This is a genomic window from Paenarthrobacter sp. TYUT067 (genome assembly GCF_023656375.1).
GTDB lineage: Bacteria > Actinomycetota > Actinomycetes > Actinomycetales > Micrococcaceae > Arthrobacter.
In genome coordinates this window covers 26,410-52,653 of record NZ_JAMOIT010000027.1, presented here as the reverse complement: position 1 = coordinate 52,653, position 26,244 = coordinate 26,410, and the positions used below count along the sequence as shown (strand labels likewise).

Here is a 26,244-nt window from a genome sequence, read left to right as displayed (position 1 = left end):
CGGTGCCGATGAAGCCAGTTCCCCAACGTGCTCTCCTTCACCCCGAGCTCGTCAGCGACTTGCTTCACTGAACGATCCGAGGACAACACCAGCTGCACAGCTTCCTCACGGAAAGCCGCATCATATTTTCTTCTAGGACCAGTCATTCTGAAGTCGATCTCCCATCAACCTGTCTCAGAAAACCATACGGCCGCAATCCCTCTCTCACATCCCGCGGGTTTGGGGCGATCCCTCTCTCACATCCCGTCGGTTGACGACGCCGGCTCGTAGCCTATGAGCCAGCGCAGGCCGTGGCGGTCCACAACCTGGCCGTCTGATGCACCCCACGGTTTTGGCGCGAGCGGGTCCACGATCCGGCCGCCCTCGGCGAGTTTGTCGAACCATTCGTGGAGAACGTGGGGATCGGCTGCTCCAAGCAACGAGAGCATGGCCCCTTCGATCTGTACGGTCTTCTCGCCAGCCGCTGCGTCAGATCCGCTGAGGGAGACGACTCCGCTGAGGACTCCGTGGGCAATCGCTTCCGGTGGCCCGTCCGTGCGTCCAAAGTCCCGGTACGAATGCAGGGACAGTTCACCACCGAAGACTTCGGCGTAAAAGCCAAGAGCATCTCGAGCTGAGCCGGGAAAACTGATGTAGAGGTGGGGCGCCGTCATGAACCAAGCTTACAAAAGTGCCAGGGCGCGAGGGATGTGAGAGACGGTTGGGTTTTTGGGGGTGGGATGTGAGAGACGGTTGGGTGCAAGGGGCGCGGAATAGACCTAGCCTTCGCTGCGGAGCCCGGGTTCTTTTTGCAGCCCGGTCAGGCCGTTCCAAGCCAGGTTGACCAGGTGCGCGGCAACGGCGCGCTTGTCCGGCGTACGGCTGTCGAGCCACCACTGGCCGGTCATCGCCACCATACCGACGAGCATCTGCGCATACATTGCTCCGTCTGAAGCGCTGAATCCACGGCGCGCGAATTCGTCGGAGAGAAGATGTTCCACGCGGGCGGTGACGTGGGATAGCAGAGTGGAGAAGGCGCCCTCGGGCTGCGAGGGCGGGGCATCACGCATGAGGATCCGGAAACCATCCGTGCGGTCTTCGATGTATCCCAGAAGGGCCAGGGCGGCGCGTTCAACCAGTACCCGGGGCTTGGCTTCAGTGCTGAGGGCCTCGGTGATGGAATCCAAAAGGATCCGGAACTCGGTCTCCACCACCTGCCGGTACAGGCCTTCCTTGGACCCGAAGTGCTCGTAGATCACGGGTTTTGAAACGCCGGCTGAGGCGGCGATTTCCTCGATGGTGGTGCCGTCCAGGCCCCGGGCGGCGAAGAGTGCGCGTCCTATGCCTATGAGCTGTGATTTGCGCTGCTGCCCGGTCATTCGTACGCGCGCTGCCGGAGCAATGGTGGCGCGTGCTGCGGCCTCGGACACAGCAGCCGGCCGGGGGAGTTCAGTGCGGTTGCTCACCTGACCATCATGCCCTAAGTAGGCTGGGGAAGGGCTGATGGGCGGGCTGCATGAGGGTGGAGGAACCAGTCACGGAGCAGACGCGGGGCGGTCAAGTCGCGAAGCACAGGGTGGTCATGGCAAACTAGTTTCTTGTGTGTGCATCCCGGTGATCCGGGAAACCCTCCGGGCCGCAAGATTCGGGGGACGAAAGCATGCACGGTCCGCTCTGGTGTAATGGCAGCACCCCGGCCTTTGGAGCCGTGGAGTATAGGTTCGAATCCTATGGGCGGAACGGTCGGAAAATGCGCTCCTTCTCTGTACCTGTAGCGGCTCTCACGGTGCCTGGGTCCATTGTTGGATTGCAGCATTCCGAAGCCGGGTTACCCGGGACATACCGAGCAAGGAGAGCCAGTACGTGAGCCCCGAAACCATCGGTCCCGCAGCGGTGATCGTTTTGGCCGCAGGTGCCGGAACGCGCATGAAGTCGCGGACTCCCAAGATCCTTCACGAAATCGGCGGCCGCTCCATGGTGGGCCACGCTCTTCTTGCCGCACGTGCCATTAATCCCCTGAAGCTGGCCTTGGTGGTCCGCCATGAGCGTGACCGCGTAGCCGAGCATGTCACAGGGCTTGACCCGGAAGCGCTGATTGTTGACCAGGACGACGTTCCCGGCACCGGCCGCGCAGTGGAAGTAGCGCTCAAGGCCTTGGATGCCGACGCCGAGCTTTCCGGCACGGTAGTGGTCACCTACGGCGATGTTCCGCTGCTGACTGGCCAGCTCCTTGGCGAACTGGTGGCAACCCACGAGGCTGAGGGCAACGCTGTCACAGTGCTGACCGCAGTGCTGGACGACGCCACCGGTTACGGCCGGATCCTGCGCGCCGAAGACGGAACCGTCACCGGTATCCGCGAACACAAGGATGCCAGCGAAACCGAACGGACCATCCGCGAAGTCAACTCGGGCATCTACGCTTTTGATGCCGCCGTTTTGCGCACTGCGCTGGCGAAGGTCACCACAGACAACGCGCAGGGCGAGATGTACCTAACTGACGTCCTGGGCTTGGCCCGCGACGCAGGCGGCCGGGTGGCCGCCGTCGTCACTGAAGACCGCTGGCAGGTTGAAGGGGCGAACGACCGCATCCAGCTCTCTGCCCTGGGTGCCGAGCACAACCGCCGCATCATCGAATCCTGGATGCGCGCAGGGGTAACCGTGGTGGACCCCGCCACCACGTGGATCGACGCCACCGTCACCCTTGACGAAGACGTCCGCCTGCTGCCCAACACGCAACTGCACGGTTCCACCACAGTGGCGCGTGACGCCGTCGTGGGTCCCGATACGACGCTGACCGACGTGAACGTGGGTGAGGGTGCGAAGGTGATCCGCACGCACGGATCCGGTTCCACGATTGGCGCCAAGGCGAGCGTGGGGCCTTTCACCTACCTGCGCCCCGGCACTGTCCTTGGCGAGACCGGGAAGATCGGTGCGTTCTACGAAACCAAGAACGTCACCATTGGCCGTGGCTCCAAGCTGTCCCACTTGGGCTATGCCGGTGATGCCGAGATCGGCGAAGACACCAACATCGGCTGCGGCAACATCACGGCCAATTACGACGGCGAGAAGAAGCACCGCACGGTGATCGGCTCGGGCGTCCGTACAGGTTCCAACACGGTCTTCGTAGCTCCCGTGACCGTGGGCGACGGAGCCTACAGCGGCGCCGGGGCCGTCATCCGCAAGGATGTTCCCGCGGGCGCACTGGCCCTGAGCCTGGCCGCACAGCGGAACGCTGAAGGTTGGGTCGTTGCCAACCGTCCGGGCACTGACTCCGCAAAGCTGGCTGAGGCTGCGCACGAGTTGACGTCCGCCTCCACATCCTCACAATCCCCGGCAACCACAGAAGAGGGCAAATAGGCATGAGCGAAATTACCGCACACGGCGAGAAGAAACTGATTCTCGCCGCCGGAAGGGCGCATCCGGAGCTGGCGCAGGAAATCGCGAAGGAGCTGGAGACCGAGCTCCTGCCGATCGACGCCTACGACTTCGCCAACGGGGAAATCTACGTCCGTTCGGCCGAGAGCGTCCGTGGCACTGATGCCTTCGTCATCCAGGCCCACCCGGCTCCGTTGAACAACTGGCTGATGGAGCAGTTGATCATGATCGACTCCCTCAAGCGGGCCTCGGCCAAGAGGATCACGGTAGTTTCCCCGTTCTACCCTTACTCCCGCCAGGACAAGAAGGGCCGTGGCCGCGAGCCCATCTCCGCCCGCTTGGTTGCCGACCTCTACAAGACTGCCGGCGCGGACCGCATCATGTCCGTTGATCTGCACACCTCGCAGATCCAGGGCTTCTTCGACGGCCCCGTTGACCACCTGATGGCCATCCCGCTGCTGGCTGACTACATCCGCACCAAGGTGGAAGCTGACAACATCACTGTTGTTTCCCCGGACACCGGCCGAGTCCGGGTTGCAGAGCAGTGGGCAGAGCGCCTGGGCGGCGCCCCGCTCGCGTTTGTTCACAAGAGCCGCGACCTCACCGTCCCCAACCAGGCCGTTTCCAAGACCGTTGTTGGCCAGGTTGAGGGACGCACCTGCGTGCTGATCGACGACATGATCGACACCGGTGGAACTATCTCCGGTGCCGTCCAGGTCCTGAAGAACGCCGGTGCCAAGGACGTCATCATTGCCTGCACCCACGCTGTCTTCTCCGATCCCGCAGCCCAGCGCCTTGCCGACTCCGGTGCCCGTGAAGTTGTGGTTACCAACACCCTGCCTATCCCGGCTGAGAAGCGCTTCCCGTCGCTGACGGTGTTGTCGATCGCTCCCTTGATTGCGCGCGCCATTCGTGAAGTGTTCGACGACGGTTCGGTCACCAGCCTGTTCGACGGCAAAGCCTAACGCCGGACTGCTGACTTAAGCGGGCCATCTGCCGCCTTCGGGCGTGCGGGTGGCCCGTTTTCTTTGGTCGTTTTCAGAAAGAGTGCGATCCGCTGCTAAACTTCTGGGGATACCTTGGCGAGGGAGAGCACATCCGGTCCGCATTATGTGGATCAGGGTTGCGGGTCTCCGTTATCGACTGGGTCTGCATCTCCTTCAACACAGGCGGAACGGCTGCTCGGCGGCCGATCTCAGCCGGGCGTAGAAGATCTCCAGACCTCCGCCCTTGCTGATAGACCAGCCCGGACTTTCCGGGTGACACAGTAATCAAGGAGTACACATGTCTGAGCAGAAGCTCACCGCAGAACTGCGCACCGAATTCGGCAAGGGTTTCGCCCGCCGTGCACGTATGGCCGGCCAGATCCCGGCTGTCATCTACGGTCACGGCGCAGAGCCGATCCACATCAACCTGCCGGGCCGTGCCACCACGCTGGCAGTGCGCGTTTCCAACGCCCTCCTCGCGATCGACGTCGACGGCGAGCAGCACCTCACGCTCGTCAAGGACATCCAGCGCGATCCCGTAAAGCAGATCATCGAGCACGTTGACCTCCAGACCGTGAAGGCCGGCGAGAAGGTTACCGTCGACATCGCCGTCCACGTTTCCGGTGAAGTTGCTCCGGGTGCCGTTGCCAGCCTCGAAGCCACCACGGTTTCCCTCGAAGCAGAAGCAACCCACGTTCCCACCGCCGTCGAGGTCAGCATCGAAGGCCTCAAGGCCGGCGAGAGCATCCACGCCTCTGACCTGGTCCTGCCGAAGGGTTCCACCCTGCTCACCGAAGGCGACACCCTGGTTGTCCGCATCGCTGAAGCCGCTGGCTCGGAAGAAGAAGAAGACACGGAAGCTGCTGCCGAGTAGTCTTCTGACTGTTTGAGGCTTACGCCGTTCAGTGGCCGGGCACCCTTGGGTTCCCGGCCACTTTCTTCTTTGCCGTCCACCGTTTCGGCTGAACCCGCACACACTCCTAGGATGAGACCATGACTGACACTTGGCTGATTGTTGGCCTCGGCAACCCCGGCAGTGAGTACAGCAACAATCGGCACAATGTTGGCCAGATGGTGCTGGATGAACTTGCTTCCCGCATGGGTGGGAAGTTCAAGGTGCACAAAGCCCGGGCCCAGGTGGTTGAGGGGCGACTCGGTATCGGGGGTCCTCGCGTGGTGCTTGCCAAGCCCATGACGTACATGAACGTCTCTGGTGGACCCGTTGCAGGACTGTGCAACTTTTTTGACATTGCCCCGGACCATGTCATCGCAGTCCACGATGAGATTGATATCCCTTTTAACACAGTCAAGCTAAAACTTGGCGGTGGCGAGGGCGGCCACAATGGCCTGCGGGACATTTCAAAAGCACTCGCCACCAAGGATTATCTGCGCGTCCGAGTAGGCGTTGGCCGGCCACCAGGACGGATGGAGACAGCCGATTACGTTCTCCGCGATTTCGCTACCGCGGAGAAGAAGGAACTGCCGTTTCTCCTGGACGAGGCAGCTGACGCCGTGGAACTGCTCATGGACCAGGGCCTGCTCGCGGCGCAACAGAAGCACCACCCCGCCAAAGCTTGAGCAAATCTTGAGGAAAGCCTGAGGAAAGCCTGACGGTCCCGAGGACCTTTAGCCCTACAAACTGCGGGCGCCCGACGGTAGTGTGCATGGTACGCAGGTAAGCGGTGGGGGACTACCGCGAATGTGTAGCTAAGGATGCGGATGTCGGCGGAGTTGCTAAACAGGAGCGGTGGAGGCGCAGCGAGGGCTGCGGCTCCCGATCTGTTGGGCGGCCCAACAGACCGTCAAACATGGTCGCTGTTGGCCCGGAGCCACGATTTGTCCAAGGCGAGCAAGCATCTGGAATCACCCGATTCCTACGGCGTGGTCCTCACGGGGGAGCGGGGGATCGGAAAGTCGGGCCTGGCGAGGGCCGTGGTGTCCTCACTCGGCCCCAAAGTCCACAGCCTCCAGCTGCGTAACACTGTAGCCAGCGGTCAGACCCCCTACGGATGCCTTGGCTTCCTGCTTGCCCGGCTGCCTTCGGAGGCCGTGGGTTCGCCCACCGGCATACTGCACGCGGTCACCAACCTGATCAGGTCAGAGGCCGCCGGCCGGGAGACCGTGTTCATCGTGGACAACGCCGGCGGCATGGATCCCATGAGCACCGGGGTGCTGCTGAACCTTATGGCTACCGGCACCGCAAAAGTCATCGCCACCGTCCAACGCGCCAGTGACCTCCCCGCCGATTTCCACCGGCTGGTCCTTGAAGGAGTGCTGGGCGAGGTTCATCTGAACACCCTCAGCGAGGAACAGACCAAACAGGTCCTCGGCTCGGTTCTTGGCCATTACGTTTCTTCAACCCTGGTGGGTTCACTGCACTCGGCAGTGGGCGGCAACCCCATGCTCCTGCATGCTCTTCTTGAGGAGCAGCGGCATTCGGGCAACCTGGTCCTCAACGACTCCGTCTGGACACTGCGTGATCGGATCAATCTTGAGGGTGCCACGGTGGTGGAGGACTTTGTCCGTTCCAGGCTGGCGCGCGAACCGCAAGCCAGCAGGACCGTCGTCGAAATCCTGGCCTGCGCGCAGCGCGCAACGTTACTGGATCTTGCAGCGATCTTCGGCGCCGACGTCCTGGTGGACATGGAAGAGGCGGCACTGCTGACGATAGAAAAGACCGGTGAGCACTGGGTCTCGCTCCGGGACCCGTATGTAGGAGAAGTTGTCCGGGGTTGGCTGAGCACCCGCCGCATGCGTGAGCTGCGCCTGATGCTGCACGGTCCCAAAGAACCCGAGCTGCAGGCCTTGGCGCCGCAGGATCTCTTGAGCTATGCGGCATGGATGCACGCGTCCGAGGATGAGCCGGCGCCGTCGCCCGCGCATGCGCTTGCGGCCGGGCGGGCGGCGTTGGATGACTACGATCCCAACTTCGCTATCCAATGCACCCTGTCGTTGGACCCTCAGGACAGTGAATGGGTGCCCGGACAGCGTCTGAAGGCTGCGGCCTACCTTATGCTGGACCTGCCACTGCATGCGGCCCAGGCCCTGGATGAAGTGCCCGAATCCCGCATGAGTGCCTTGGACCCCTTGGAGTTCGCTGAAGTCACCGCAGCAAAATGCCAGGCAATGACGTGGATCGACGGACGGTCCGGTATGGTGCCGGGAGTGATCGCCGCCTGCTTGGAGACGCTCGAATCCAAGGCCAAGGACTATCCCGCGCAGGCCATGGCAAAGGCGCGTAACCGCCTGCAGCTATGTAATTACGAGTACAAAACCTTCACTGGTGAGTACGCCGCCATGATTGAGGACTTGGAAGCCGAGCAGGCCAAGGATTCCTCGGAGGACCCTGAACACTGGCTCAAATCCTCCTTCTTCCTGATTGAGGCCCGCTGCATGCTGGGCAGGGAACTGGAGGCGCAACAACTTGCTCGAACCGTTTCACGGCACTTGGGGGACGTGGACCGCCCGGCACAGTTGGAGGAATCCTTCGCCAAGCATGCGTTCCTGGTGCTCCTGCTGTCCGGCCAATGGCGCAAATGTATCGAACTGATGCGCCGCACGCCCTCGGGCTCCTCACGCCTCCAATACAGGGGCGCGCTCACCGAACTGGGAATTGGGCTCGCATTCGCATACGCAGGTAAGCCAGCCAGCGCAATTGAACCCCTGCGATCGGCCGTCGCCCAGCTCGAACTGCGGCCCAGTATGAACATGAACAAGGTTGCTTACGCAGCCACCGCTTTTGCCTATGCTCAATTGGGCAATTCCGTGGAGGCCGGCCGATACCTTGACTTGTTCCGCACCTGCAGGGGAGTGGGGACCTTCTTCTCCGAATCCGTGGCTGAGTTTTGTGCAGAGATGGCCGGGCGCTGGATGGGAGACCCGGACGTGAAGCAACGTCTGTTGGCCCGGGTGCGGAACGACATGGAGCAGCAGCGGTTCACCACCGCCGGCATCAACCTTTTTGGGGCCACAGTGGAAGGCACGGATGAGGAATACCGGCTGCTGGAAGACATTGCCGGCCGACGCCAAGGACCGTTGGCCAAGATCTCCGGTGACCTTGCACGCGGCGCCCTGACGAAGAGCTCGCGCTCGCTGCTTGCGGCAGCAGACGCCGCAGCGGCACTGGATCTGCTGGTGGTTGAAGCCCGCTGCGTGGCCATGGCGCTTGACTTCGCCAGGGACGCCGGCGAGACCACGGCGGCCCGAACGGCACAGCTGCGGCTCGAAAGGTTGGAGCATTCCGTCCCGGCGTTACCGATCCAGCCACGCAGCGACGCGCCGGTATTGACCGAACGGGAACGCCAGATTGCTAAACTCGCGGGAAAGGGTGTCAGCAACCGCGAAATCGCGATGGATATTGGGGTGTCTGTGCGAACTGTAGAAGGTCATCTGTACCAGGTGTTCACCAAGCTCGGCGTATCGTCTCGGGGCGAGCTCAATGGGCTGCTGTGAACTGCGGCGTGCAACTTCCGTAGCCCCGGCGCGGGTTGCCCATGAGGGCTGAGCACCTTGTAGGCCGGGACGCGGAACTCGAACTGGCCATGGAGATCCTGAGGCAGGAAGGCGCCGGGGCTGTGCTTCTGGTTGCCGATTCCGGAATTGGCAAGACCGCCCTGGCAGCCGAAATCGCCGCCCGCCTGGCTGGGGAGATGGTGGTGATGCAGGTTCACGGGAGCCCTGCTTTGTCCGCGGTTCCCTATGGAGTCCTGGCTCCCTATCTGCTGGATCTTCCCGTGGAGCAGGCAACCTCGCCTGTGGCGATCCTGCGCGAGTTCTGGTCCCAGTTCGAGCAACGGCGTGGCGGGGAAGGTGCCCGCCTGCTGCTGATCGTGGACGATGCCCACGATCTCGATGAAGGTAGCACCCAGATTTTGGCCGAGCTGGTCACCGCCGGATGGGCGCGGCTGGTAGCCACCAGCAGGCCCAGGCCCGGCTTGCCTGCGGCGTTGCTGCAACTCTGGTATGACGGATTGGCAGAGCGCTTGGAGCTCCATCCGCTGGATCAGGTCACTGTTACGGAGCTGGCGGAAAAGACCCTTGGGGGAGCGGTCATGTCCAGTGCGGCCGAAGCCCTGCACGCCATGTCCGAGGGCAACCCCTTGCTGCTTCACTGCCTCCTGGAGGACTCCAGGACTGATGGAAACCTGGTCCGTCGAAACGGAGTGTGGCTCCTGACCCGTGCACTTTCCGGGGGCGGGGAAAACCTTGCCGATGTAGTCCGAAACAGGGTCCTGCGTACCAGCGAAGCCGAACGGGAGGCGATGTACGTCATTGCCTTATCCGAGCCCGTCCCTGCCGCGGTGCTGGATACGCTGGTAGGCAGGGACACCGTACGGGCGTTGATGGATAACCGGCTTGTGGTCTCTGCCAACGGACCCGGCGGGCCCCTCAGGATGTGGCACCCCATGTACGGTGAGGCGCTCCGGCAGATCGTTTCGCCCGCCCGCAGCCTGCAGATCCGCCAGCGCATGGTGCAGCAATTTCCAGGAGAATCGTCCACGGAGGAGGGCCTGCTGCGCATGGTGGGCTGGGCCCTGGACTGTGGTGCCGACGTCGATGATGAACGGCTGCTGCAGGCAGCCTTCCTGGCCGCCAAGACGCTCCAGTACCCGCTGGCATTAGCGGCGGCTGCCAAGGTCCGCTCGGAGGAGTTGCGCCCGCGGGCACGCGCCGTCATGGCCATGGTCAAATACAACGACGGCGACTACCGCGGTGCCGTCCGACTGTTGGAGGAAGGCTCCGGGTTCCTGGATGCTGACGCGGCCGGCCCCGTGGGCGCAGGCCTGCTGTGGGCTGCCGCGCGCGCCGCCGCGGGAGACTCGCCGGCTGACATTGTGGCTGATGCCTGGGCCGCGGCAAAAGCCCTGATGGGTGAGCGGGAGTCGTCGGATTCTGTGCTCCAACGGGTCGAAGGGCACGTCCGGGCAGTGGAATTGGCGGTCCTGGCCAGTGACGGCCACTACGAGGAACTCCGCGAGGGCCTGGACCGGTTTGCCGAGAAGTTTGCAACGGATGGCCCCGATCTTGCCCTGAACCGGATATTCCTTCGTGCGATGCAGTGCGAGCTGTTGACGGTGGAGGGCCAAGCCGTGGAGGCGCTGGACGCCGGGCGTGAAGCTTTGCTGCTGTTGGACGAGCACCACCATGAGATTCTCTACATCAGCGACTTCGTGCTGCTGCGCTACACGCTTGCCGCCTTGGAGGCTGGAGACTGGGAGGCAGCCGGGACTGCCCTGGACCGGTACGGTGCTGCCACGGCCAGGGGGCTGATCTATTTTGGCGGTGATCTTGAGGCGCTCAAAGGCTTGTCATTGCTGCGTCAGGGCCGATTGGAGAAGGCCGAGGAACTGCTGACGCCCGCCGTCGAGGCTCTCCGCGTCAGGGACCCGCTGCAGCTGCGAAGCCTTGGAACGGCCCTTGCCTTCTACGCGGCGGCCAGGTCCGGCAACGCATCGCTGGCCAGCCGACTGGAGAGCGAGCAGTGTGGTGCTGCCGCCGGTGGTGCCTACGTTGAGGCCCTTGCGGAGCTGTTCCGCCTTGCTGGCGAGGAACTTCTCAGCAAGGGCACCGGGCTGCCGAAACTTAGTGGTCTACCGGAATCGGGTCATCTTCATCGGCTGCCGGGCATTCTGCTCCAAAACCTGGTCCTCAGGGCTGAAGCCGGGGACGTCCAGGCCTTGGAGTCAATCCAGGAAACGGCGTCGTCGATGGCAGGAAGCTGGGCAACCGGCTGGCAGTCCCTGGCGGCGGCGCAGTTGCGCGGTGAGGGCCAAGGGCTGGTGAACGCAGGCAACCTCCTGGCAGCATCCGGGATGCCCGGGCCGGCCGCCGTAGCGTTCGACAAAGCGGCTGTGACTTTCGACGCCGAAGGCAAACGCCCGGAAGCGCGACAAGCTGCGGTACTGCGGGATGTCAATGAGGCAACCCTGGGCGACGCCCTGGTCCACGACCCCCAAACCGAGGCGGACCGGTCTGTGCCACTGACCCGACGCGAGCAGGACATTGTGGCATTGGCTGTTTCGGGCCTGACCGACCGTCAAATTGCCGAGAAACTCATGGTTTCGGTCCGGACCGTGGAAGGCCACTTGTACCGGAGCTACGCCAAACTGGGTATCCGCAGGCGGGAAGACCTGGGTGCTGCCGTCCGTCACTGACGACGCCGCCTGAGTACCTGCAAAATCGCCGTTAAAGCAGCTGCCCTTGGAATCGCGCGGGATTTAACCAATCAATGGAGTAATGCGCGGGTATTTCGTGTCGCAACCAAGTAGTGCCCTGTCCGGGGACTGAGTACAACAGAGTACCGGCGGGAAAAAAGCGGCCCACTTTTCGAGTACCAACTACTGATGTACGGCATGTTGCGCCCCGGCAGTATTGATCTTGGAAGAACGGTTCAGCCCCAAGCATCACCGGGATTCCGGAAATCGCATCACCCGCATCGGAGGTCTCTTGAGCCGATGCTCCGGCCATCGAAAGGTGGTCCGGCCCTGTACGAAGCCGGCGGCGACAGAGTCTTCTGAGACCGAGACTCTCCCCCCAGCCGCCGCCGGCTTCTAGGACAGGGATCCGCGCACCGCGGAACCCAAAAACCCTTCCCGGATCATGGGACTGCTGCTATTGGAGTGTGCATGTTGCCGGACCCTTGGCTGGACGAAGACACCGTCACAGCCGGTCTGAGGCCATCAACATTTCCCGATAGAACGCAACTTCTAAACCTCATCCTCTCGGCAGTCCCGTCCCCGTCCACCAGCGGCATCGTGGTGGTGGGAGAGCGGGGCTCCGGAAAGAGCCACCTTCTTCTTTCCGTCAAAGAGGGACTTCCCGAGACCGTCGACGTCCGCACCTTCAGCGGAAAACCGGAACGCCGGGCCCTTCAATTCGGCGCTTTAGGCGCCGTTTCGGCAACGGCAGGGGCAACGGCAGGGGCGGCGGCAGCGGCCGACGAGGCCGTGGCGCCGGGCCTGCACGTTCTCCGGGCCCTGACCAGTACTCTGGGGCCGGCCGACTACTTGTACACACCCTCACGCGGACGACGCCGGAACAAGCGGCACGTTCAACCGGCACGGCCGCAGCTGGTCCTGTTGGTGGACGACATCCACTACATCGATCCGGCCTCACTGGCGGTCCTGCTGCAACTCATTCCGGGCTTCGGTGCCACCTTGGTGGCCACGGCGGAAAGCCGACACCCCCTCCCGCCTGATCTTTACCAGCTCTGGGAAGACGGCTTCCTGGAGCAGTACTTCCTCCCACCCTTTACCTTCAGTGAGGCACACGCTTTGTGCCAGTCCATCCTTGGCGGGCATGTCCAGCGACGCGCGAGCAGCCTCCTTGCCGCAATGAGCGGTTTCAACGTGGGATTGCTGTGCCTGGCGGTCGACGACGCGCGCCGCTCCGGGTTCCTGGTCCGGGTTGATGGTTACTGGACCATCGATGTCCGGGCCCGCTGTGAATGGCCCGGCGTGGTTGAGCATGTCCGGGCGGAGAACATTTCGCGCCCCCCTGAAGAGCGCCAGGCGCTCGAACTCATCGCGCTCTCAGAGCCCGTGGCGCTTGAGGTGGTGGAGCGTCACTTCGGTCAGAAAGCCATTGAACATCTCCTCACCAATCACCACATCAGGCTGCTGCCAGGCTCGCCCCCGCTGCTCAGCACAAGTTCCTGGCTGCGCGGGGAGGGGACCAGGCTGTCCGTGCCGCGCTCGCGGAGCATGGCCCTTCGGCTGGGCGTGGAGGAACCTGAGCTGACTACGGAGACGGCGCCTGCCCTGCTGCGATGGATCACGTGGACCCTGGACTGCGGGCTGAGCCTCTCCGACGAACTTCTCCTTGCTGCCGCACCCGCCGCTGACAGGCCGTCCACCGCCGAGCTTGCTCTGAGGGCCGCCTCGGCAGTGACGGGCGAGGATCACCTGGACGAGGCCAGACTGGTCAGGGCGCGGGCATTGATCGCCGAGGGCCACCTCCAGGAAGCAGGTCCGGAACTTCGGCAGCTGGCAACCGCAGGCGGGATCCCTGAAGTGAAGATCGATGCCGCGCACCGGTTGCTGGCTCTGGGGCTGCTGGGTGCTGCATCCCTACCTGCCGGGTCTGAGTTCACCCATCAGCGGCCGGGGGAGCCCACTGACGCCGCCCTATTGATCATGAACAATGTGCGCGAAGCCGAGCGTCTGCTGCTGTCCGGGGCCGCCCCGGAAGCCTTGAAAAGGTCAACAGCAGCCATGGAAGCCATCAACGCCGATCCCACCTTGAACATGTTCCTGCCGGGGGTACTGCTCCGGCACGTGATGGGCCTGCGGTACAACCTGGCCTGGGAACCGGCGGATCCGCTGGTGGATACTCCCGCCCATTACACCCTGCCGATGCACCTCTCGGCGTGCCTGGACGTCGCCCGCGGTTACGTCCAGCTCAGCCAGGGACTCCCGCGTGCAGCCCGTGCCACCTTGGAACCGGTCCTGGCAGAACTGCACGACGCCGGTCTGCCGCCAGTCCTTGCTCTGGCTGCGGCCCTGCTGGCCTACTCCGAGGCGCTGTGCGGGAACACCCGGCAGGCTTTGGCCAAGGCCCGGCAGAGCATGACTGCGCAGGAAGCCGCCGGGGTGTCCGTTCAGCATGACTCCGACCAAGCAGCAGGACATTCAGCGGATCCGTCCGGACTCTTCACTCAACATGCTCTGGGGGCACAGCCTGGTCTGTTGTCGCAACTCGCTGCCGTGTACGTCGCAGCGGCGCAGGACCAGGTTGCCGGGACGTCAACACACCTGATGGCTCTGGCGGAACATGTGCACGCCCAAGGCAGCATCCTGATGGAGGCAGAGGTGTTCTCCCTCCTGACACTTAACCCGGCCAGTGCCGCCGTCGACGATCCCGCGATCCAGCGACGCCTTGGCGCGCTGGCAGCAACTGTTCATGGTCCGGGCGGGGCAGCATGGGGGACGTTTGCAGCCGCCCTGGTGGGCAACGACCCCAAAGCACTTGAAGCGGCGGGCCGGAGCCTGTCCGCGGACCGGCAGTTTGCCCACGCCGCCCTGTGCTATTCCCGGGCCGCAGCGGGTTACGAGGCCAGGACCCGGGCTGCCGCCAGCCGCCGGGCCTCGGTGCTCCTGGGGAGGCTCCGGGCCGCCTTCGATAGCGGGATGGTTCCACCGCTGGGCTGGGTGCCCGGGAGGGCCGGCGGCTGAACGTGCTGTACGGCACACCTGCGGCACCGCACGGCAGGGGCCACCGTGGGATAATGAGGAGTCCCTGAAGGATTTCCAAGGAGCGTCCCTTGACTGCCGTATCAACTCCCGCCTCACTGCAGCGATCCATGCATGCCATGGACAACGCGGAGGTGTTGCGGATCCGGAATGATTTCCCGGTGCTGGACCAGCTGGTCAACGGCAAACCCTTGATCTACCTGGACTCCGGCGCTACATCGCAAAATCCGCTCAGTGTCATCGAAGCCGAGCAGGAGTACTACGAGCAACGCAACGCCGCTGTTCATCGTGGCGCCCACCACCTTGCCGTGGAAGCCACGGAGGTCTTCGAGGACGCCCGCCAGGCCGTGGCGGATTTCATCGGTGCGCAGTACGAGGAAACAGTGTGGACCTCCAACGCCACCGAGGGCCTGAACCTCATCAGCTACGCCCTGTCCAACGCCGCTCTCTGGGCAGCACAGGGAAGGGGTGGGTCCGCGCTGAAGGACCTGGCCATCGGTCCGGGCGATGAGATCGTGGTCACCGAAATGGAACACCACGCCAACCTGATTCCCTGGCAGGAACTGGCGTTCCGGACCGGCGCCACCCTGAAGTACATCCCGATTGCGGACGACGGCACCTTGCAGCTTGATGCCGCCGCGGAAATCGTGGGGGAGCGGACCAAGCTCCTTGCCTTCAGCCACGCATCCAACGTCCTGGGCACCATCAACCCCGTCGCCGAGCTCGTAGCCATGGCCCGCCGCGTCGGTGCTTTGGTGGTCCTGGACGCTTGCCAGTCCGTTCCGCACATGGCTGTGGACGTCAAAGGACTGGATGTCGATTTCGCCGTGTTCTCCGGCCACAAGATGCTGGCCCCCACCGGGGTAGGGGTGCTTTACGGCAAGCAGGAACTCCTGGATGTGTTGCCGCCGTTCCTGACGGGCGGATCCATGATTACTACGGTCACCATGGAACGGGCCGAGTACCTGCCGGCACCGCAGCGGTTCGAAGCCGGAACCCAGCGCATCTCCCAGGCCGTTGCGCTCGCAACCGCCGTGAACTACCTCACCGAGACCGGGATCGACCGCATCCATGCGTGGGAGTCGACGCTGGGCCAGCGTCTGGTGAAGGGGCTTGAGGCAATCGAGGGCATCCGCGTCGTCGGTCCGGCCTCAGGGTCTGAAAGGATCGGCCTGGCAGCTTTCGACGTCGCCGGCGTCCACGCGCACGACGTCGGACAGTTCCTTGATGACCGCGGCATCGCCGTTCGCGTCGGTCACCACTGCGCCCAGCCGCTGCACCGGCGCCTGGGCCTGACGGCAACCACCCGCGCCAGCACCTACCTCTACAACACCACGGACGACGTCGACGCTTTCCTGGACGCAGTTTCGGGTGTCCGGGCCTACTTCCAGGCCTGACACGCGGCACAGGCCTTTGGCCGCACAGCCGTCAACCAACGATTTTCCCCAGAAGAGGCACCAAGCATCATGAGTCTTGACCAGCTGTACCAACAGATCATCCTGGACCACTCCAAGCAGCGGCACGGCAGCGGCCTCGCGGAAACGGGTGCGCCGGACGGTACATCCACCGGGCAATCGCACCAGCTGAACCCTGTGTGCGGGGATGAGGTGACGCTGCGGCTCGCAGTCTCCGACGGAACCGTTCAGCAGATCCGCTGGGACGGTGCGGGCTGCTCCATCTCCATGGCCTCAGCTTCTGTGCTTAGCGAACTTGGCGAGGGCATGTCCGTGGAGGAGCTCCACTCGGTCATCGATAATTTCCGCGAGGTGCTCCGGTCCCGCGGAAAACTACAGGCAGACCCGGAGATCCTGGGCGATGCCGCCGCCTTCGAAGGCGTGGCCCGTTACGCGGCACGCGTGAAATGCGCCATGATCTCCTGGGTTGCCGCTGAGGACGCGCTCAACCAGGCCACCGCCTAGCCTCTAGCGGAGCACGTCCGCCTTAGGCGCGGGCAAAAACGTCAGGTACGCCGTCGCCGTCGTCGTCCCGTTCTTCGTCTGCCTGCACTTGGCGGTAGCGCCGGTTGCGGGCCTTAAGCACGACGGCGGCCAGCAGCGCCGAGATCAAGGAGCCTGCCAGGATGGCCACTTTGGCGTGGTCGTTATGGGCGGAGCCGGCGCCGAAGCTCAATTCGCCGATCAGCAATGAGACCGTGAAACCGATGCCGGCCAGCAGTGCCAGCCCGAAGAGGTCGATCCAGGCGATGCTGGAGTCCAGGCTTGCGCGCGTGGTTTTGGTGACCAGGAACGTGGTGCCGAAGACACCCACGGCCTTGCCCACCACCAATGCTGCAACAATCCCGAGCGCCACGGGGTCCCTGAGGGCGGCTCCCATGCCGTCCAGTCCGCCCAAGGCCACGCCTGCGGAGAAGAACGCGAAAACAGGTACGGCAAAGCCTGCCGAGAAGGGGCGTAGTTTGTGTTCGAGGTGCTCGGCCAGGCCCTCTGCCGGTTCTCCCTTTTTGCCGCTGGCCAGGACGGGAACGGCGAAGCCCAACAGCACTCCGGCCACGGTGGCGTGGATACCGGAGGCGTGGACGAAGCCCCACGTGGCCAAAGCGAGGGGCAGCAAGAGGTACCAGCTGCGGATCCGCTTCTGCACCAGGAACGTGAAGAGGGCAAGCGGCACCAGGGCGGCCAAAAGCATGAGCGGCTGGAGCCCCGTGGAGTAGAAGAAGGCGATGATGCCGATGGCGATGAGGTCGTCCACCACGGCGAGCGTCAGCAGGAACGTCCGTAGTGCGGCGGGCAGGTGCGTGTTGATGACGGCCAGCACCGCGAGGGCGAAGGCGATGTCCGTGGCTGTGGGAATAGCCCAGCCTTTGAGCGTCTCTCCGGCTGTTCCCAGGTTGAAGAGGACGTAGATCAGGGCCGGCACCACCACGCCACCAACAGCAGCAGCGACGGGGACAACGGCTTTGGAAGGTTTACGGAGTTCCCCGGCCACGAATTCGCGTTTGAGTTCAAGTCCTGCCAGGAAGAAGAACACCGCCAGCAGGCCATCCGAAGCCCAGTGGCCAAGGCTCAATTCAAGATGCCAGGGTTCGTAGCCGATCTTGACGTCTCGGAGTGCGAAATAGCCGTCTGCTGCAGGGGAGTTCGCCCAGATGAGCGCCACCACGGTAGCTGCCAGAAGGAGTGCGCCGCCCACCGTTTCCGTACGGAGAATGGAGAGGATCCGGCGATATTCGGGGTATGTGGAGCGCGAGAAGACTTTGCTGGAGCTGCTGGAGTCGGGCTCGGGTGCTGCGGGCTGGCTCGATGGGTGGGGCACTGGGGCTCCTCAAGAGTGGGCGGGCATTCGCGGTACGGCAAAAGAACCGCCGACCAGACTTCCCGGCACACCACTACCCATCCTACCCAACTGAGTCGCAGTAGTGCGCGTTGTGAGCTCTCAGAACGCGCACTACTGCGACTCAGTTGGGTGAGGGTTAGGCGATCAGGCCCGCGATCCCTATGCCCGCCGTCGCGAGTCCGAGCACCATGGAGATGGTGACCAGCACAACGTGGACCGTGAGGAACTTGGTGGCCTTCCCGGCTGCATCGCGGGCGCGGGGGTCCTTCATGACGCGCTTGAGGAACTGCGGCCACACCACCAAGGACCAGACGCCGGCAACGATCAGGACGATCGCCAGGATTGCGGGGATCTCCACGCTAGTGGCTTTCGAGCCAGGCCTGGGCCTGCTGCGACTGGATTCCCAGGGCCTTGCCAACCATGGGCTCTGCGGCATCGGCGATCTTGCCACCGAGGAACGGAACCGAGGAGGTCACGTTGCCTTCAAGCTCGATCCGGGTGCTGCCGCCTTCGGCCACCAGACGCTGCACCGCAGAGACATCGAGCGGAGCGCCGGCGATCTTCAGGTCAATGGTGCTGGACCGTGAACCGTCGGCAGCCGGGGCTTCCCACTTCTCGGTCTGGGTGACCTTGAGCGTTTCGCCAACGAACTTGCGTGCGATGTCCGGCAGGCGCGTGGTGGGCAGCGTACGAACCGTGGTGGTGGTGAAAGCGCCGGCGGTGTCGCCGTCAACGGTGAACGATTCCAAGGAGCCGCCCACGTATTCGCTGGTGTGACGCAGGAAATCCTCGTTGACAAAGACTGCGGCTACGCGGTCAACGCTGTGGGGCAGGGTGGTGGATGCACTCAGGGCCATGGGTCCTCCGTGGATGGTTGTGGTGAAGCTTTTTAGCTCCCAACATCCTACGGTGTCTCGGTGGACACCCCGGAACCGGCCTCCTGAAGGGTGGTGGCCGCCGCGGAAATATTGCGGGCCATGGAAGGGAAGATGAACCCATGGAAAGGATAAACGCCCAACCAGTAGAGCCTTCCTGCCAAACCGCGGGGGAAGAAGATGGCCCGTTGTTTGTAGAGGCTGCCGCTGCCGTCGGGCTCTACCGACAACTCAAGCCAAGCACCGCCGGGAGCCCGCATCTCGGCCCGTAAGCGCAGCAGGTGTCCACGGTCAATCGCCTCCACCCGCCACCAGTCCACTACCTCGCCCGTGTTCAGGGTCTTGGGATGCCTGCGTCCGCGCAAGAGCCCTGCACCGCCCTGCAACTTGTCCAGCCAGCCCCGGACCCGCCACGCCAAGGGAAGGGAGTACCAGCCGTTCTTGCCGCCGATTCCCTCAATAATGGTCCAAACGTGTTCAGGCTTGGCTTCGCTGTGGAAGGTCCGTTCGTCCAAGAACACTTTGTACCCGGCCCAGTCGGGGTCGCTCGGCAGGGGATCAGCGTCAATGCCGGCGTTGGCCCACGTGGTCTCCACCTGTCCGTCCCGTTCCTTGCCCAGAGCCAAAGCGACGGCACGCCGGTAGGGCGTCAGGCCGCCGTCGGGCTGTGGAATGTAACGGTCGACGTCGTGCTCCCGCGACACCGCGTCATGCTGCAGCGACTGCACCAAGGGCAGGGACATGGACAACGGAATGGGAGTCACCAGCGCAACCCACAGGCCAGCGAGCTTGGGCGCGGGCACGGGGAGGGCGATCACCAGTCGCCGCGGGAGCCCACGCTCCACGGCGTACTTGTTCATCATGTCCTTGTATTTCAGGACGTCCCGGGACCCAATGTCGAAGGATCGGTTCAGTTTCTCCGGGATGGCAGCCGCAGCTACAAGGTAATGCAGGACGTCGCGGACGGCGATCGCCTCAACCCTGTTATTGACCCAGCTGGGCGCCGGCATGACCGGGAGCGTCTCTGCCAGGTGCCGGATCATCTCGAAAGAGGCCGAACCCGAACCGATGACCACACCGGCCTGGAACACGATGGAGTCAACCGCCGATTCAAGGAAAACCCGGCCTACGGTCTCCCGGGAACGCATATGGATGGAAAGATCCTCGTTCTCCGGGTGCAGTCCGCCCAGGTAGACAATCCTGTCCACACCCGCATCCGCGGCCGCTCCCGCCACGAGCTTCGCCATGGATTCTTCCTTGGCTTCAAATCCGCTGCCGGAGGCCATGGAGTGCACCAGGTAATAGAGCACATCCACGCCGGTCAGGGCAGCGGCCAGGCTATGGGCATCGGAAAGGCTGTCCTGGATGATCTCAACCTCGTCATGCCACGGAACATCGGCAATCTTCTGTGGCGTGCGGACAAGGACCTTGACCTTGTGGCCGGCTTCAAGGAGCCGGGGGACCAGTCGCCCGCCGATGTAGCCGGTGGCGCCTGTGACCAGTACTGTCTTGGTCTCCTGCGGGGTATTGGAATGCGTAGCTTCCGAAGGCTGCAATGGAACTCCTGTGGCTGGGGGTAGAGGTAGGCTGGAATGACCCGGCATTCATCTGAATTTCCGGGCATTTGTGTTGCCTGCCCTTGGACCCACCCTAGGAGTTTCTGCCATGAGCCTCAACGGTCTGCGCCGCGCACTGGCGGAGGACAAGACTTTTGCGCGCGTTCGCACGGAGGCGCAGCGGTCCTTCAGCGACCGGAACGCCGACTACCAGATCAGCGCCCCCCAAGGGATGCGCGCGGTGTTGCTCGCCGAAATGGCCGACGCCCTGGCTTCCGCTGGCGTCGACGGTGACAGTGCCCCCGTGGTCCTGGCAGTCACCGCAACCGGCCGTGAAGCCGAGGACCTCACCGCGGCGCTCGCCTCCTACCTCCCGGCAGAGTCCGTGGCCACCTTCCCCAGCTGGGAAACCCTCCCGCACGAACGGCTTTCGCCACGCTCGGACACCGTTGGCCGCCGCCTCTCGGTCCTGCGCCGCCTGACGCACCCGGAAAGCTCGACGGCGGCCCCCTTGCGTGTGGTGGTAGCCCCGGTTCGCGCCGTGGTCCAGCCGATTGTGGCCGGCCTTGGTGACTTGGTCCCCGTCACCTTGCAGGTGGGGCAGGAACGTTCCTTCACGGAAGTTGTCCGTGCCCTGTCCGATGCCGCGTATGCCCGCGTTGACATGGTGACGCACCGCGGCGAGTTCGCCGTCCGTGGCGGCATCCTTGACGTCTTCCCGCCTACTGAGGACCACCCCATCCGCGTGGAGTTCTTCGGAGATGAAGTGGACCAGATGCGCTGGTTCGCCGTGGCAGACCAGCGCTCGCTGTCAGCACCTGGAATTCACCACCCCACTGAGCTCCACGCGCCCCCTTGCCGGGAGATCCTGATTACCGCGTCCGTGATGTCCCGTGCAGCCAAACTTAAGGCTGACATGCCTGCCGCGGCTGACATGCTGGAGAAGATCGCCGGCGGAATCGCTGTTGAAGGCATGGAATCGCTGGCACCTGTTCTGGTGGATGCCATGGTTCCGTTCGTGGACCAGCTCCCGGCCGGCTCGCTGTCTGTGGTCATCGAACCGGAGAAGGTGCGCACCCGCGCGCACGACCTCGCAGCCACCAACGAGGAATTTCTGGAAGCTGCCTGGTCAACAGCGTCCGACGGCGGTGCGGCGCCCCTTGATCTCTCGTCCCAGGCTTCCACTGACTTGCACGCCGCCAGTTTCCGCTCGCTCACCGACACCCGCTCGGCCGCCTTGGAACATGGCGTGTCCTGGTGGTCCATCACATCGCTTGCCTCGGACGAGGACCTGGTCCTGGACATTGATGTGCTCAACATGCGTGCCCGCGAACCTCGTGGCTACCAGGGGGACGTGGCCGAGATGCTGGAGTTTATCGGCTCCCGTGTGCGTGAGCAGTGGCGTGTGGTGGTGGTGACCGATGGTCCCGGGCCCGCCCAGCGTTTGGCGGAGCTGTTCCACGATGCCGAGATTCCCTGTTCCCGCGTTGACTCCCTGGATAAGGAACCCCAGCCGGGCATCATCGAGGTGACAACCGCCGCCGTCGGACGCGGTTTTGTCCTGGACGGCCTCAAACTTGGCCTGTTGACCGAAGCTGATTTGTTGGGCCGTGCCACGGCCAGTTCCACCAAGGACATGCGCCGTATGCCGTCCAAGCGGCGGAATGCCGTGGACCCGTTGCAGCTGCACGCCGGCGACTTCGTGGTGCATGAGCAGCACGGAATTGGCCGGTTCGTGGAACTGATCCAGCGCAAGGTGGCCGGAACGTCGTCCTCGGACGCCGGGCTGCGTGAGTACCTGGTGCTGGAGTACGCGCCGTCCAAGCGCGGCGCGCCGGGTGACCGGCTCTTCGTCCCCACCGATCAGCTGGATCAAGTGACCCGGTACGTTGGCGGAGATGCGCCGGCGTTGAGCAAGATGGGTGGCGCGGACTGGGCCAGCACCAAGTCCAAGGCACGCAAGGCCGTCAAGGAAATCGCCGGTGAGCTGATTCGCTTGTACTCGGCCCGCATGGCCTCCCGGGGTCACGCGTTCGCGGCCGATACTCCTTGGCAACGCGAGCTTGAAGAGGCGTTCCCCTATGTGGAAACGCCGGACCAGTTGACCACCATCAATGAGGTCAAGGCGGACATGGAGCGGGAGATCCCCATGGACCGTCTGGTTTCCGGCGACGTGGGCTACGGCAAGACCGAAATCGCCGTACGGGCAGCCTTCAAAGCCGTCCAGGACGGCAAGCAGGTGGCGGTTCTGGTGCCGACCACCCTGCTGGCGCAGCAGCACTACGAAACGTTTACCGAGCGCTTTTCCGGCTTCCCCCTGAGGGTAAAGCCGCTGTCCCGCTTCCAAAGCAGCAAGGAAGCGAAGGAAACAGCTGAGGGCGTCAAGAGCGGCGCCGTGGATGTGGTGATCGGCACCCACCGGCTTCTGTCCAAGGATTTTCAGTTCAAGGACCTGGGCCTGGTGATTGTTGACGAGGAGCAGCGCTTCGGTGTGGAGCACAAGGAAGCGCTCAAGAAAATGCGCACCAACGTGGATGTACTGGCCATGAGTGCCACGCCGATCCCGCGAACCCTGGAAATGTCGCTGACCGGTATTCGCGAAACATCCACGCTGGCCACCCCGCCGGAGGAACGCCACCCCGTGCTGACCTACGTGGGCCCGTACACCAACAAGCAGACCTCCGCCGCGATCCGCCGTGAACTCATGCGCGAAGGCCAGGTGTTCTTTGTCCACAACCGCGTCTCGTCCATTGAACGCATCGCCGCCCAGATCCGCGAACTGGTGCCCGAAGCCCGTGTGGAAGTAGCCCACGGGCAGATGTCGGAGAGCCGCCTTGAGAAGATCATCGTGGACTTCTGGGAAAAGCGTTTCGACGTCCTGGTCTGCACCACCATCATTGAGACCGGCTTGGATATCTCCAACGCCAACACCTTGATTGTGGACGGTGCTGACAAGTACGGCCTCTCGCAGCTCCACCAGCTCCGCGGCCGTGTTGGCCGTGGCCGGGAACGTGCCTACGCCTACTTCCTGTACCCCTCGGAGAAACCCTTGGGCGAGGTGGCGTTGGAGCGCCTCAAAGCGGTGGCCGCGCACAACGAGCTCGGTGCGGGCATGCAGTTGGCCATGAAGGACTTGGAAATCCGTGGAGCGGGCAACCTGCTGGGTGGCGAACAGTCCGGCCACATCCAGGGCGTGGGCTTCGACCTCTATATTCGCCTGGTGGGTGAGGCTGTTGCCGAGTACCGCGGCGAGGCCGAAGAGAAGGCCGCGGAGATGAAAATCGAGCTGCCTGTCAACGCCCACCTGCCGCACGACTACGTACCCGGCGAAAGGTTGCGCCTGGAGGCGTACCGGAAGCTGGCTTCCGCCATCACGTACGAGGCCATCGAGGAAGTCCTGGCGGAGCTTGTGGACCGCTACGGCGAGCCGCCGCTGCCTGCCCAAAACCTCATTGCCGTGGCGCGCTTCCGGGTAGGTGCCCGCGAAGCCGGCCTGTCCGACGTCGCACTTCAAGGCAACTTCATCCGCTTCTCGCCGGCGCAACTGCCCGAGTCCAAAACCATGCGCCTCAACCGCATGTATCCGGGCTCGCAGGTGAAGCCTGCCTTGGACGCGGTGCTGATTCCCAAGCCCAAGACCGCGAGGATCGGCGGACGGGACCTCCAGGACGCCGAGATCCTTCAGTGGGCCAACAACGTCATTGAAGCGATTTTCGCTGATGTACCCGTGAAGGCTGGCTAACTGCATGATGGGAGGACATCACGCCGCGTCGGGAGCCGCGGCGTGGATTGCCATTGCCTCAACAGGCCCGTACGCCTTGGGCTGGTACCCCTTGGATTCCACCGGAATTTTGATTGGCGCCATGGCGACGGCGGGAACTGCTTTGGTGGTGGACTGGGACCACCGGCACAGCACCATCGCCAACTCGCTGCCGCCGCTGTCCAATGTGATTGCGGTGGGGATAGAAAAAGCCAGCGGCGGGCACCGACAGGGTACTCATTCGTTGTTGGGAGCTTCCGCGTTTGTGGTGCTCGCAGCCATGGCGGCCCAGTTCCAGATGGTGACCCCTGTAGGCAAGCTTTCCATCGGCGCGGGGTTGCTCTGCATGTTCATGATCAACCTGGCAGCCAAAGCCCTGAACTTGTTCCCGAAGTCAGGCTGGATCACCAACTGGCTCTTCGCTGTGGTGATGGCTGGCCTGGTGACCTGGTTCGCGCCGGATCAATGGGGCTGGCTGCCGCTGTCCATGCTCACCGGGGTGGTGGTGCACATCGTGGGGGACATGATCACCGTTGGCGGGGTGCCACTCCTATGGCCCATTGTCATCAAACCACCGAAGTTCCTGCGCAAATCCGTGATCCGGGGTATTTGGCGGCCGAATGGGGCCTTCTCCATCCCGTTGCTGGGACGGGCTGGTTCCCGCCGGGAGTGGTTGGTCCTGATACCAGTCAGTGGCTACGCCATGGTGGGCATGGGCGTGGCCGCGTGGACTCTGGCTCAACAGCATTGGCCCGGCGTGCTGGCGGCTCTGGGCGGGGTAGTGCAATTGCCGTGACAGGCCGCTAAGTCAGCAGCGTGTCCCATTGTTGGCCAGAACGTTCCCGGGCGCATCCTCAAGCATGATGGAGCCGGCGTGGCAGGTGACGTTATCTGTCACCACGATGTTCTCCAAATCGCCGTGGAAGTTGAGCCACGGGCCTTGAAGGTTGAAGAACTCGTTGTTCTTTACCGCAACGTCGCGGACCGCAGCGGCGCCGTCGTCGTAGTATCCGGTTTTGATTCCGTCCGGAGAACCCCAGAATCGGTTGCCGTCCACGGTGATGTTGTAGATCTCATGCGTCCCAACGGCCAATTGCAGGCCGGAGCCGTGCGATCCGCCGCGGACGTCGTTGTTTCGATACGTCACATCATGAACGGGTGCGCCGAGGGCCTGGGCCACGAGGCCGTCGTCGCCATCCGCCCCCTGCCGCTGGTCAACGGTGTTGCCCTCAACCAGGCCATGATGGGAATCGGTGATGTGAATGCCGTCCAGCTGATCGTAGCGGCCGCTGCTGGTCACCAGAGTGTTGTTGTTCCGGACGCAGAAATCGCTGCTGGCCACCACCGCGATTGAATAGGTGTAGGGATTGCGGGTGGTGACGCCCTCCACCAAGGCGTTGGTGGAGTGACGGACATCCACCAGGTACTCGTGCAGGCGTCCCGGGAGGTTGCCCTCCAATTCGTCACCATTTTGGTCTGCGGTGAGTTGGGCGATGGTTACGTTCTGTGCGCCATTGGTGGTGATCAGGGGGTGCCCACCGAACGGTCCCTCGAATTCCAGAAACTCCGGGCCCGCTTTCAGGACGGTTGCCGGTCCTGCTCCACGGAGGGTTACGTTGCTCTTGAGAATGAGGGGGCGCTCCAGGGTGAAGACACCGTCGGGGAGTTGGACGATCGCTCCGCCGCTCTTGGACGCTGTGTCTATGGCCTGCTGCAGGGACGTGGACGTGTCCTGCGGGTCCAGGTAGCCGCCCACCCTCCATTCTTGGACGCTGCCGGCCTTGCTTCCGTTGGTATGGCAGGGCCCGGGTTCTGCTCCCCGGGGTGCATCTGACTGACCCGGCGGTATGGGCCCACCGCAGCCTGTGAGAAGCAGTGTGGCAGCCAGGGAAAGGGCCAGCAAAAAGGAATGGCCCAGGCAGGAGCCTGGGCCATTCAACGTCATGAGCAGCGCTTAGCTTTCGCCTGCGGAGTCAGAGCGGCCAAAAACGGTCTGCGGGATCCAGAAAGCCAAGGCAAACAGGCCGAGGCACACGGCCATCGGCCACGGGTTATCCAGCGTCAGGAAGGACAGGGAGTAGATGGCGCCCAGGAAGAGCGCGATCATGACCACGAACAGCACAATGCTCTGGACGAGACTATTCTCTTTTTCAATGGGGGCGCTTGTGGCGTTCTTGGACATTCATTCCTCCTCGGCCCCGCAGGGCTCAAAATCTCTGACGGCAGCGG

Annotated in this window: 20 protein-coding genes and 1 tRNA gene; 12 read left to right on the top strand and 9 right to left on the bottom strand. The window is 63.5% G+C overall.

Going from position 1 to position 26,244, the window contains the following annotated elements; genetic code table 11:
- The 3 genes from MOD31_RS22190 to MOD31_RS20015 form a co-directional block, all read right to left on the bottom strand.
- On the bottom strand, nucleotides 1-146 hold a 146-nt coding region (locus tag MOD31_RS22190), incomplete at its 3' end, for a transposase (protein WP_374207002.1).
- Nucleotides 147-236: 90 nt separating this feature from the next.
- Nucleotides 237-653: a VOC family protein gene (locus tag MOD31_RS20020; RefSeq protein ID WP_223942099.1), complete on the bottom strand. Its 417-nt coding sequence runs from the start codon at nucleotides 651-653 to the stop codon at nucleotides 237-239.
- Between the two features lie 105 nt (nucleotides 654-758).
- The gene (locus MOD31_RS20015) at nucleotides 759-1,358 is read right to left on the bottom strand and encodes a TetR/AcrR family transcriptional regulator (protein ID WP_142939843.1); all 600 of its coding nucleotides are present in this window, start codon (nucleotides 1,356-1,358) and stop codon (nucleotides 759-761) included.
- 289 nt (nucleotides 1,359-1,647) lie between these two features.
- Between MOD31_RS20015 and MOD31_RS20010 the strand changes: the two genes are divergently transcribed.
- The 10 genes from MOD31_RS20010 (at nucleotide 1,648) to sufU (ending at nucleotide 16,449) form a co-directional block, all read left to right on the top strand.
- A tRNA-Gln gene (locus tag MOD31_RS20010) sits at nucleotides 1,648-1,719 on the top strand.
- A 123-nt stretch (nucleotides 1,720-1,842) separates the two neighbouring features.
- On the top strand, nucleotides 1,843-3,336 hold the full coding sequence (gene glmU / locus MOD31_RS20005) for a bifunctional UDP-N-acetylglucosamine diphosphorylase/glucosamine-1-phosphate N-acetyltransferase GlmU (protein ID WP_250821496.1): 1,494 nt from the start codon (nucleotides 1,843-1,845) through the stop codon (nucleotides 3,334-3,336).
- A 2-nt stretch (nucleotides 3,337-3,338) separates the two neighbouring features.
- Nucleotides 3,339-4,319, top strand: coding sequence for a ribose-phosphate diphosphokinase (locus MOD31_RS20000; RefSeq protein ID WP_011774071.1), 981 nt, complete (start codon nucleotides 3,339-3,341; stop codon nucleotides 4,317-4,319).
- Nucleotides 4,320-4,638: 319 nt separating this feature from the next.
- The gene (locus MOD31_RS19995) at nucleotides 4,639-5,214 is read left to right on the top strand and encodes a 50S ribosomal protein L25/general stress protein Ctc (RefSeq protein ID WP_142939832.1); all 576 of its coding nucleotides are present in this window, start codon (nucleotides 4,639-4,641) and stop codon (nucleotides 5,212-5,214) included.
- 119 nt (nucleotides 5,215-5,333) lie between these two features.
- Nucleotides 5,334-5,918 carry an aminoacyl-tRNA hydrolase gene (gene pth / locus MOD31_RS19990; RefSeq protein ID WP_142939831.1) on the top strand — a complete coding sequence of 195 codons (585 nt, stop codon included), beginning with the start codon at nucleotides 5,334-5,336 and terminating at the stop codon, nucleotides 5,916-5,918.
- A gap of 141 nt (nucleotides 5,919-6,059) precedes the next feature.
- Nucleotides 6,060-8,792: a LuxR C-terminal-related transcriptional regulator gene (locus MOD31_RS19985; RefSeq protein ID WP_250821495.1), complete on the top strand. Its 2,733-nt coding sequence runs from the start codon at nucleotides 6,060-6,062 to the stop codon at nucleotides 8,790-8,792.
- Nucleotides 8,793-8,833: 41 nt separating this feature from the next.
- Nucleotides 8,834-11,494: an AAA family ATPase gene (locus tag MOD31_RS19980; RefSeq protein ID WP_250821494.1), complete on the top strand. Its 2,661-nt coding sequence runs from the start codon at nucleotides 8,834-8,836 to the stop codon at nucleotides 11,492-11,494.
- A gap of 471 nt (nucleotides 11,495-11,965) precedes the next feature.
- Nucleotides 11,966-14,512 carry an ATP-binding protein gene (locus MOD31_RS19975; RefSeq protein ID WP_166841414.1) on the top strand — a complete coding sequence of 849 codons (2,547 nt, stop codon included), beginning with the start codon at nucleotides 11,966-11,968 and terminating at the stop codon, nucleotides 14,510-14,512.
- An 89-nt stretch (nucleotides 14,513-14,601) separates the two neighbouring features.
- Nucleotides 14,602-15,927, top strand: coding sequence for a cysteine desulfurase (locus MOD31_RS19970; protein WP_142939827.1), 1,326 nt, complete (start codon nucleotides 14,602-14,604; stop codon nucleotides 15,925-15,927).
- 69 nt (nucleotides 15,928-15,996) lie between these two features.
- Nucleotides 15,997-16,449 (top strand): Fe-S cluster assembly sulfur transfer protein SufU, encoded by a 453-nt coding sequence (sufU, locus tag MOD31_RS19965; RefSeq protein ID WP_250821493.1) that lies wholly within the window; start codon nucleotides 15,997-15,999, stop codon nucleotides 16,447-16,449.
- Nucleotides 16,450-16,471: 22 nt separating this feature from the next.
- Here sufU and nhaA read toward each other — a convergent pair whose 3' ends face one another.
- The 4 genes from nhaA to MOD31_RS19945 all read right to left on the bottom strand — a co-directional run bounded on the left by nhaA (nucleotide 16,472) and on the right by MOD31_RS19945 (nucleotide 20,255).
- Nucleotides 16,472-17,803: a Na+/H+ antiporter NhaA gene (nhaA, locus tag MOD31_RS19960; protein ID WP_250821492.1), complete on the bottom strand. Its 1,332-nt coding sequence runs from the start codon at nucleotides 17,801-17,803 to the stop codon at nucleotides 16,472-16,474.
- 157 nt (nucleotides 17,804-17,960) lie between these two features.
- Nucleotides 17,961-18,182: an SCO4848 family membrane protein gene (locus MOD31_RS19955; RefSeq protein WP_142939824.1), complete on the bottom strand. Its 222-nt coding sequence runs from the start codon at nucleotides 18,180-18,182 to the stop codon at nucleotides 17,961-17,963.
- Between the two features lies 1 nt (nucleotide 18,183).
- Entirely contained in the window at nucleotides 18,184-18,681 is a 498-nt protein-coding gene (locus tag MOD31_RS19950) for a DUF2505 domain-containing protein (protein ID WP_142939823.1), read from the bottom strand.
- A 47-nt stretch (nucleotides 18,682-18,728) separates the two neighbouring features.
- On the bottom strand, nucleotides 18,729-20,255 hold the full coding sequence (locus MOD31_RS19945; protein ID WP_223942106.1) for an SDR family oxidoreductase: 1,527 nt from the start codon (nucleotides 20,253-20,255) through the stop codon (nucleotides 18,729-18,731).
- A 109-nt stretch (nucleotides 20,256-20,364) separates the two neighbouring features.
- Between MOD31_RS19945 and mfd the strand changes: the two genes are divergently transcribed.
- Complete coding sequence (mfd, locus tag MOD31_RS19940; RefSeq protein WP_223942107.1) at nucleotides 20,365-23,997, top strand: transcription-repair coupling factor; 3,633 nt, start codon at nucleotides 20,365-20,367, stop codon at nucleotides 23,995-23,997.
- 4 nt (nucleotides 23,998-24,001) lie between these two features.
- Nucleotides 24,002-24,811 (top strand): metal-dependent hydrolase, encoded by an 810-nt coding sequence (locus tag MOD31_RS19935; RefSeq protein WP_142939820.1) that lies wholly within the window; start codon nucleotides 24,002-24,004, stop codon nucleotides 24,809-24,811.
- A gap of 12 nt (nucleotides 24,812-24,823) precedes the next feature.
- Here the strand turns inward: MOD31_RS19935 and MOD31_RS19930 are convergent, their stop codons facing one another.
- A complete protein-coding gene (locus tag MOD31_RS19930) occupies nucleotides 24,824-25,771 on the bottom strand; it encodes a right-handed parallel beta-helix repeat-containing protein (RefSeq protein ID WP_250821491.1) in 948 nt (315 codons plus the stop codon).
- 198 nt (nucleotides 25,772-25,969) lie between these two features.
- Complete coding sequence (locus tag MOD31_RS19925) at nucleotides 25,970-26,197, bottom strand: hypothetical protein (protein ID WP_142939818.1); 228 nt, start codon at nucleotides 26,195-26,197, stop codon at nucleotides 25,970-25,972.
- Nucleotides 26,198-26,244: the final 47 nt, after the last annotated feature.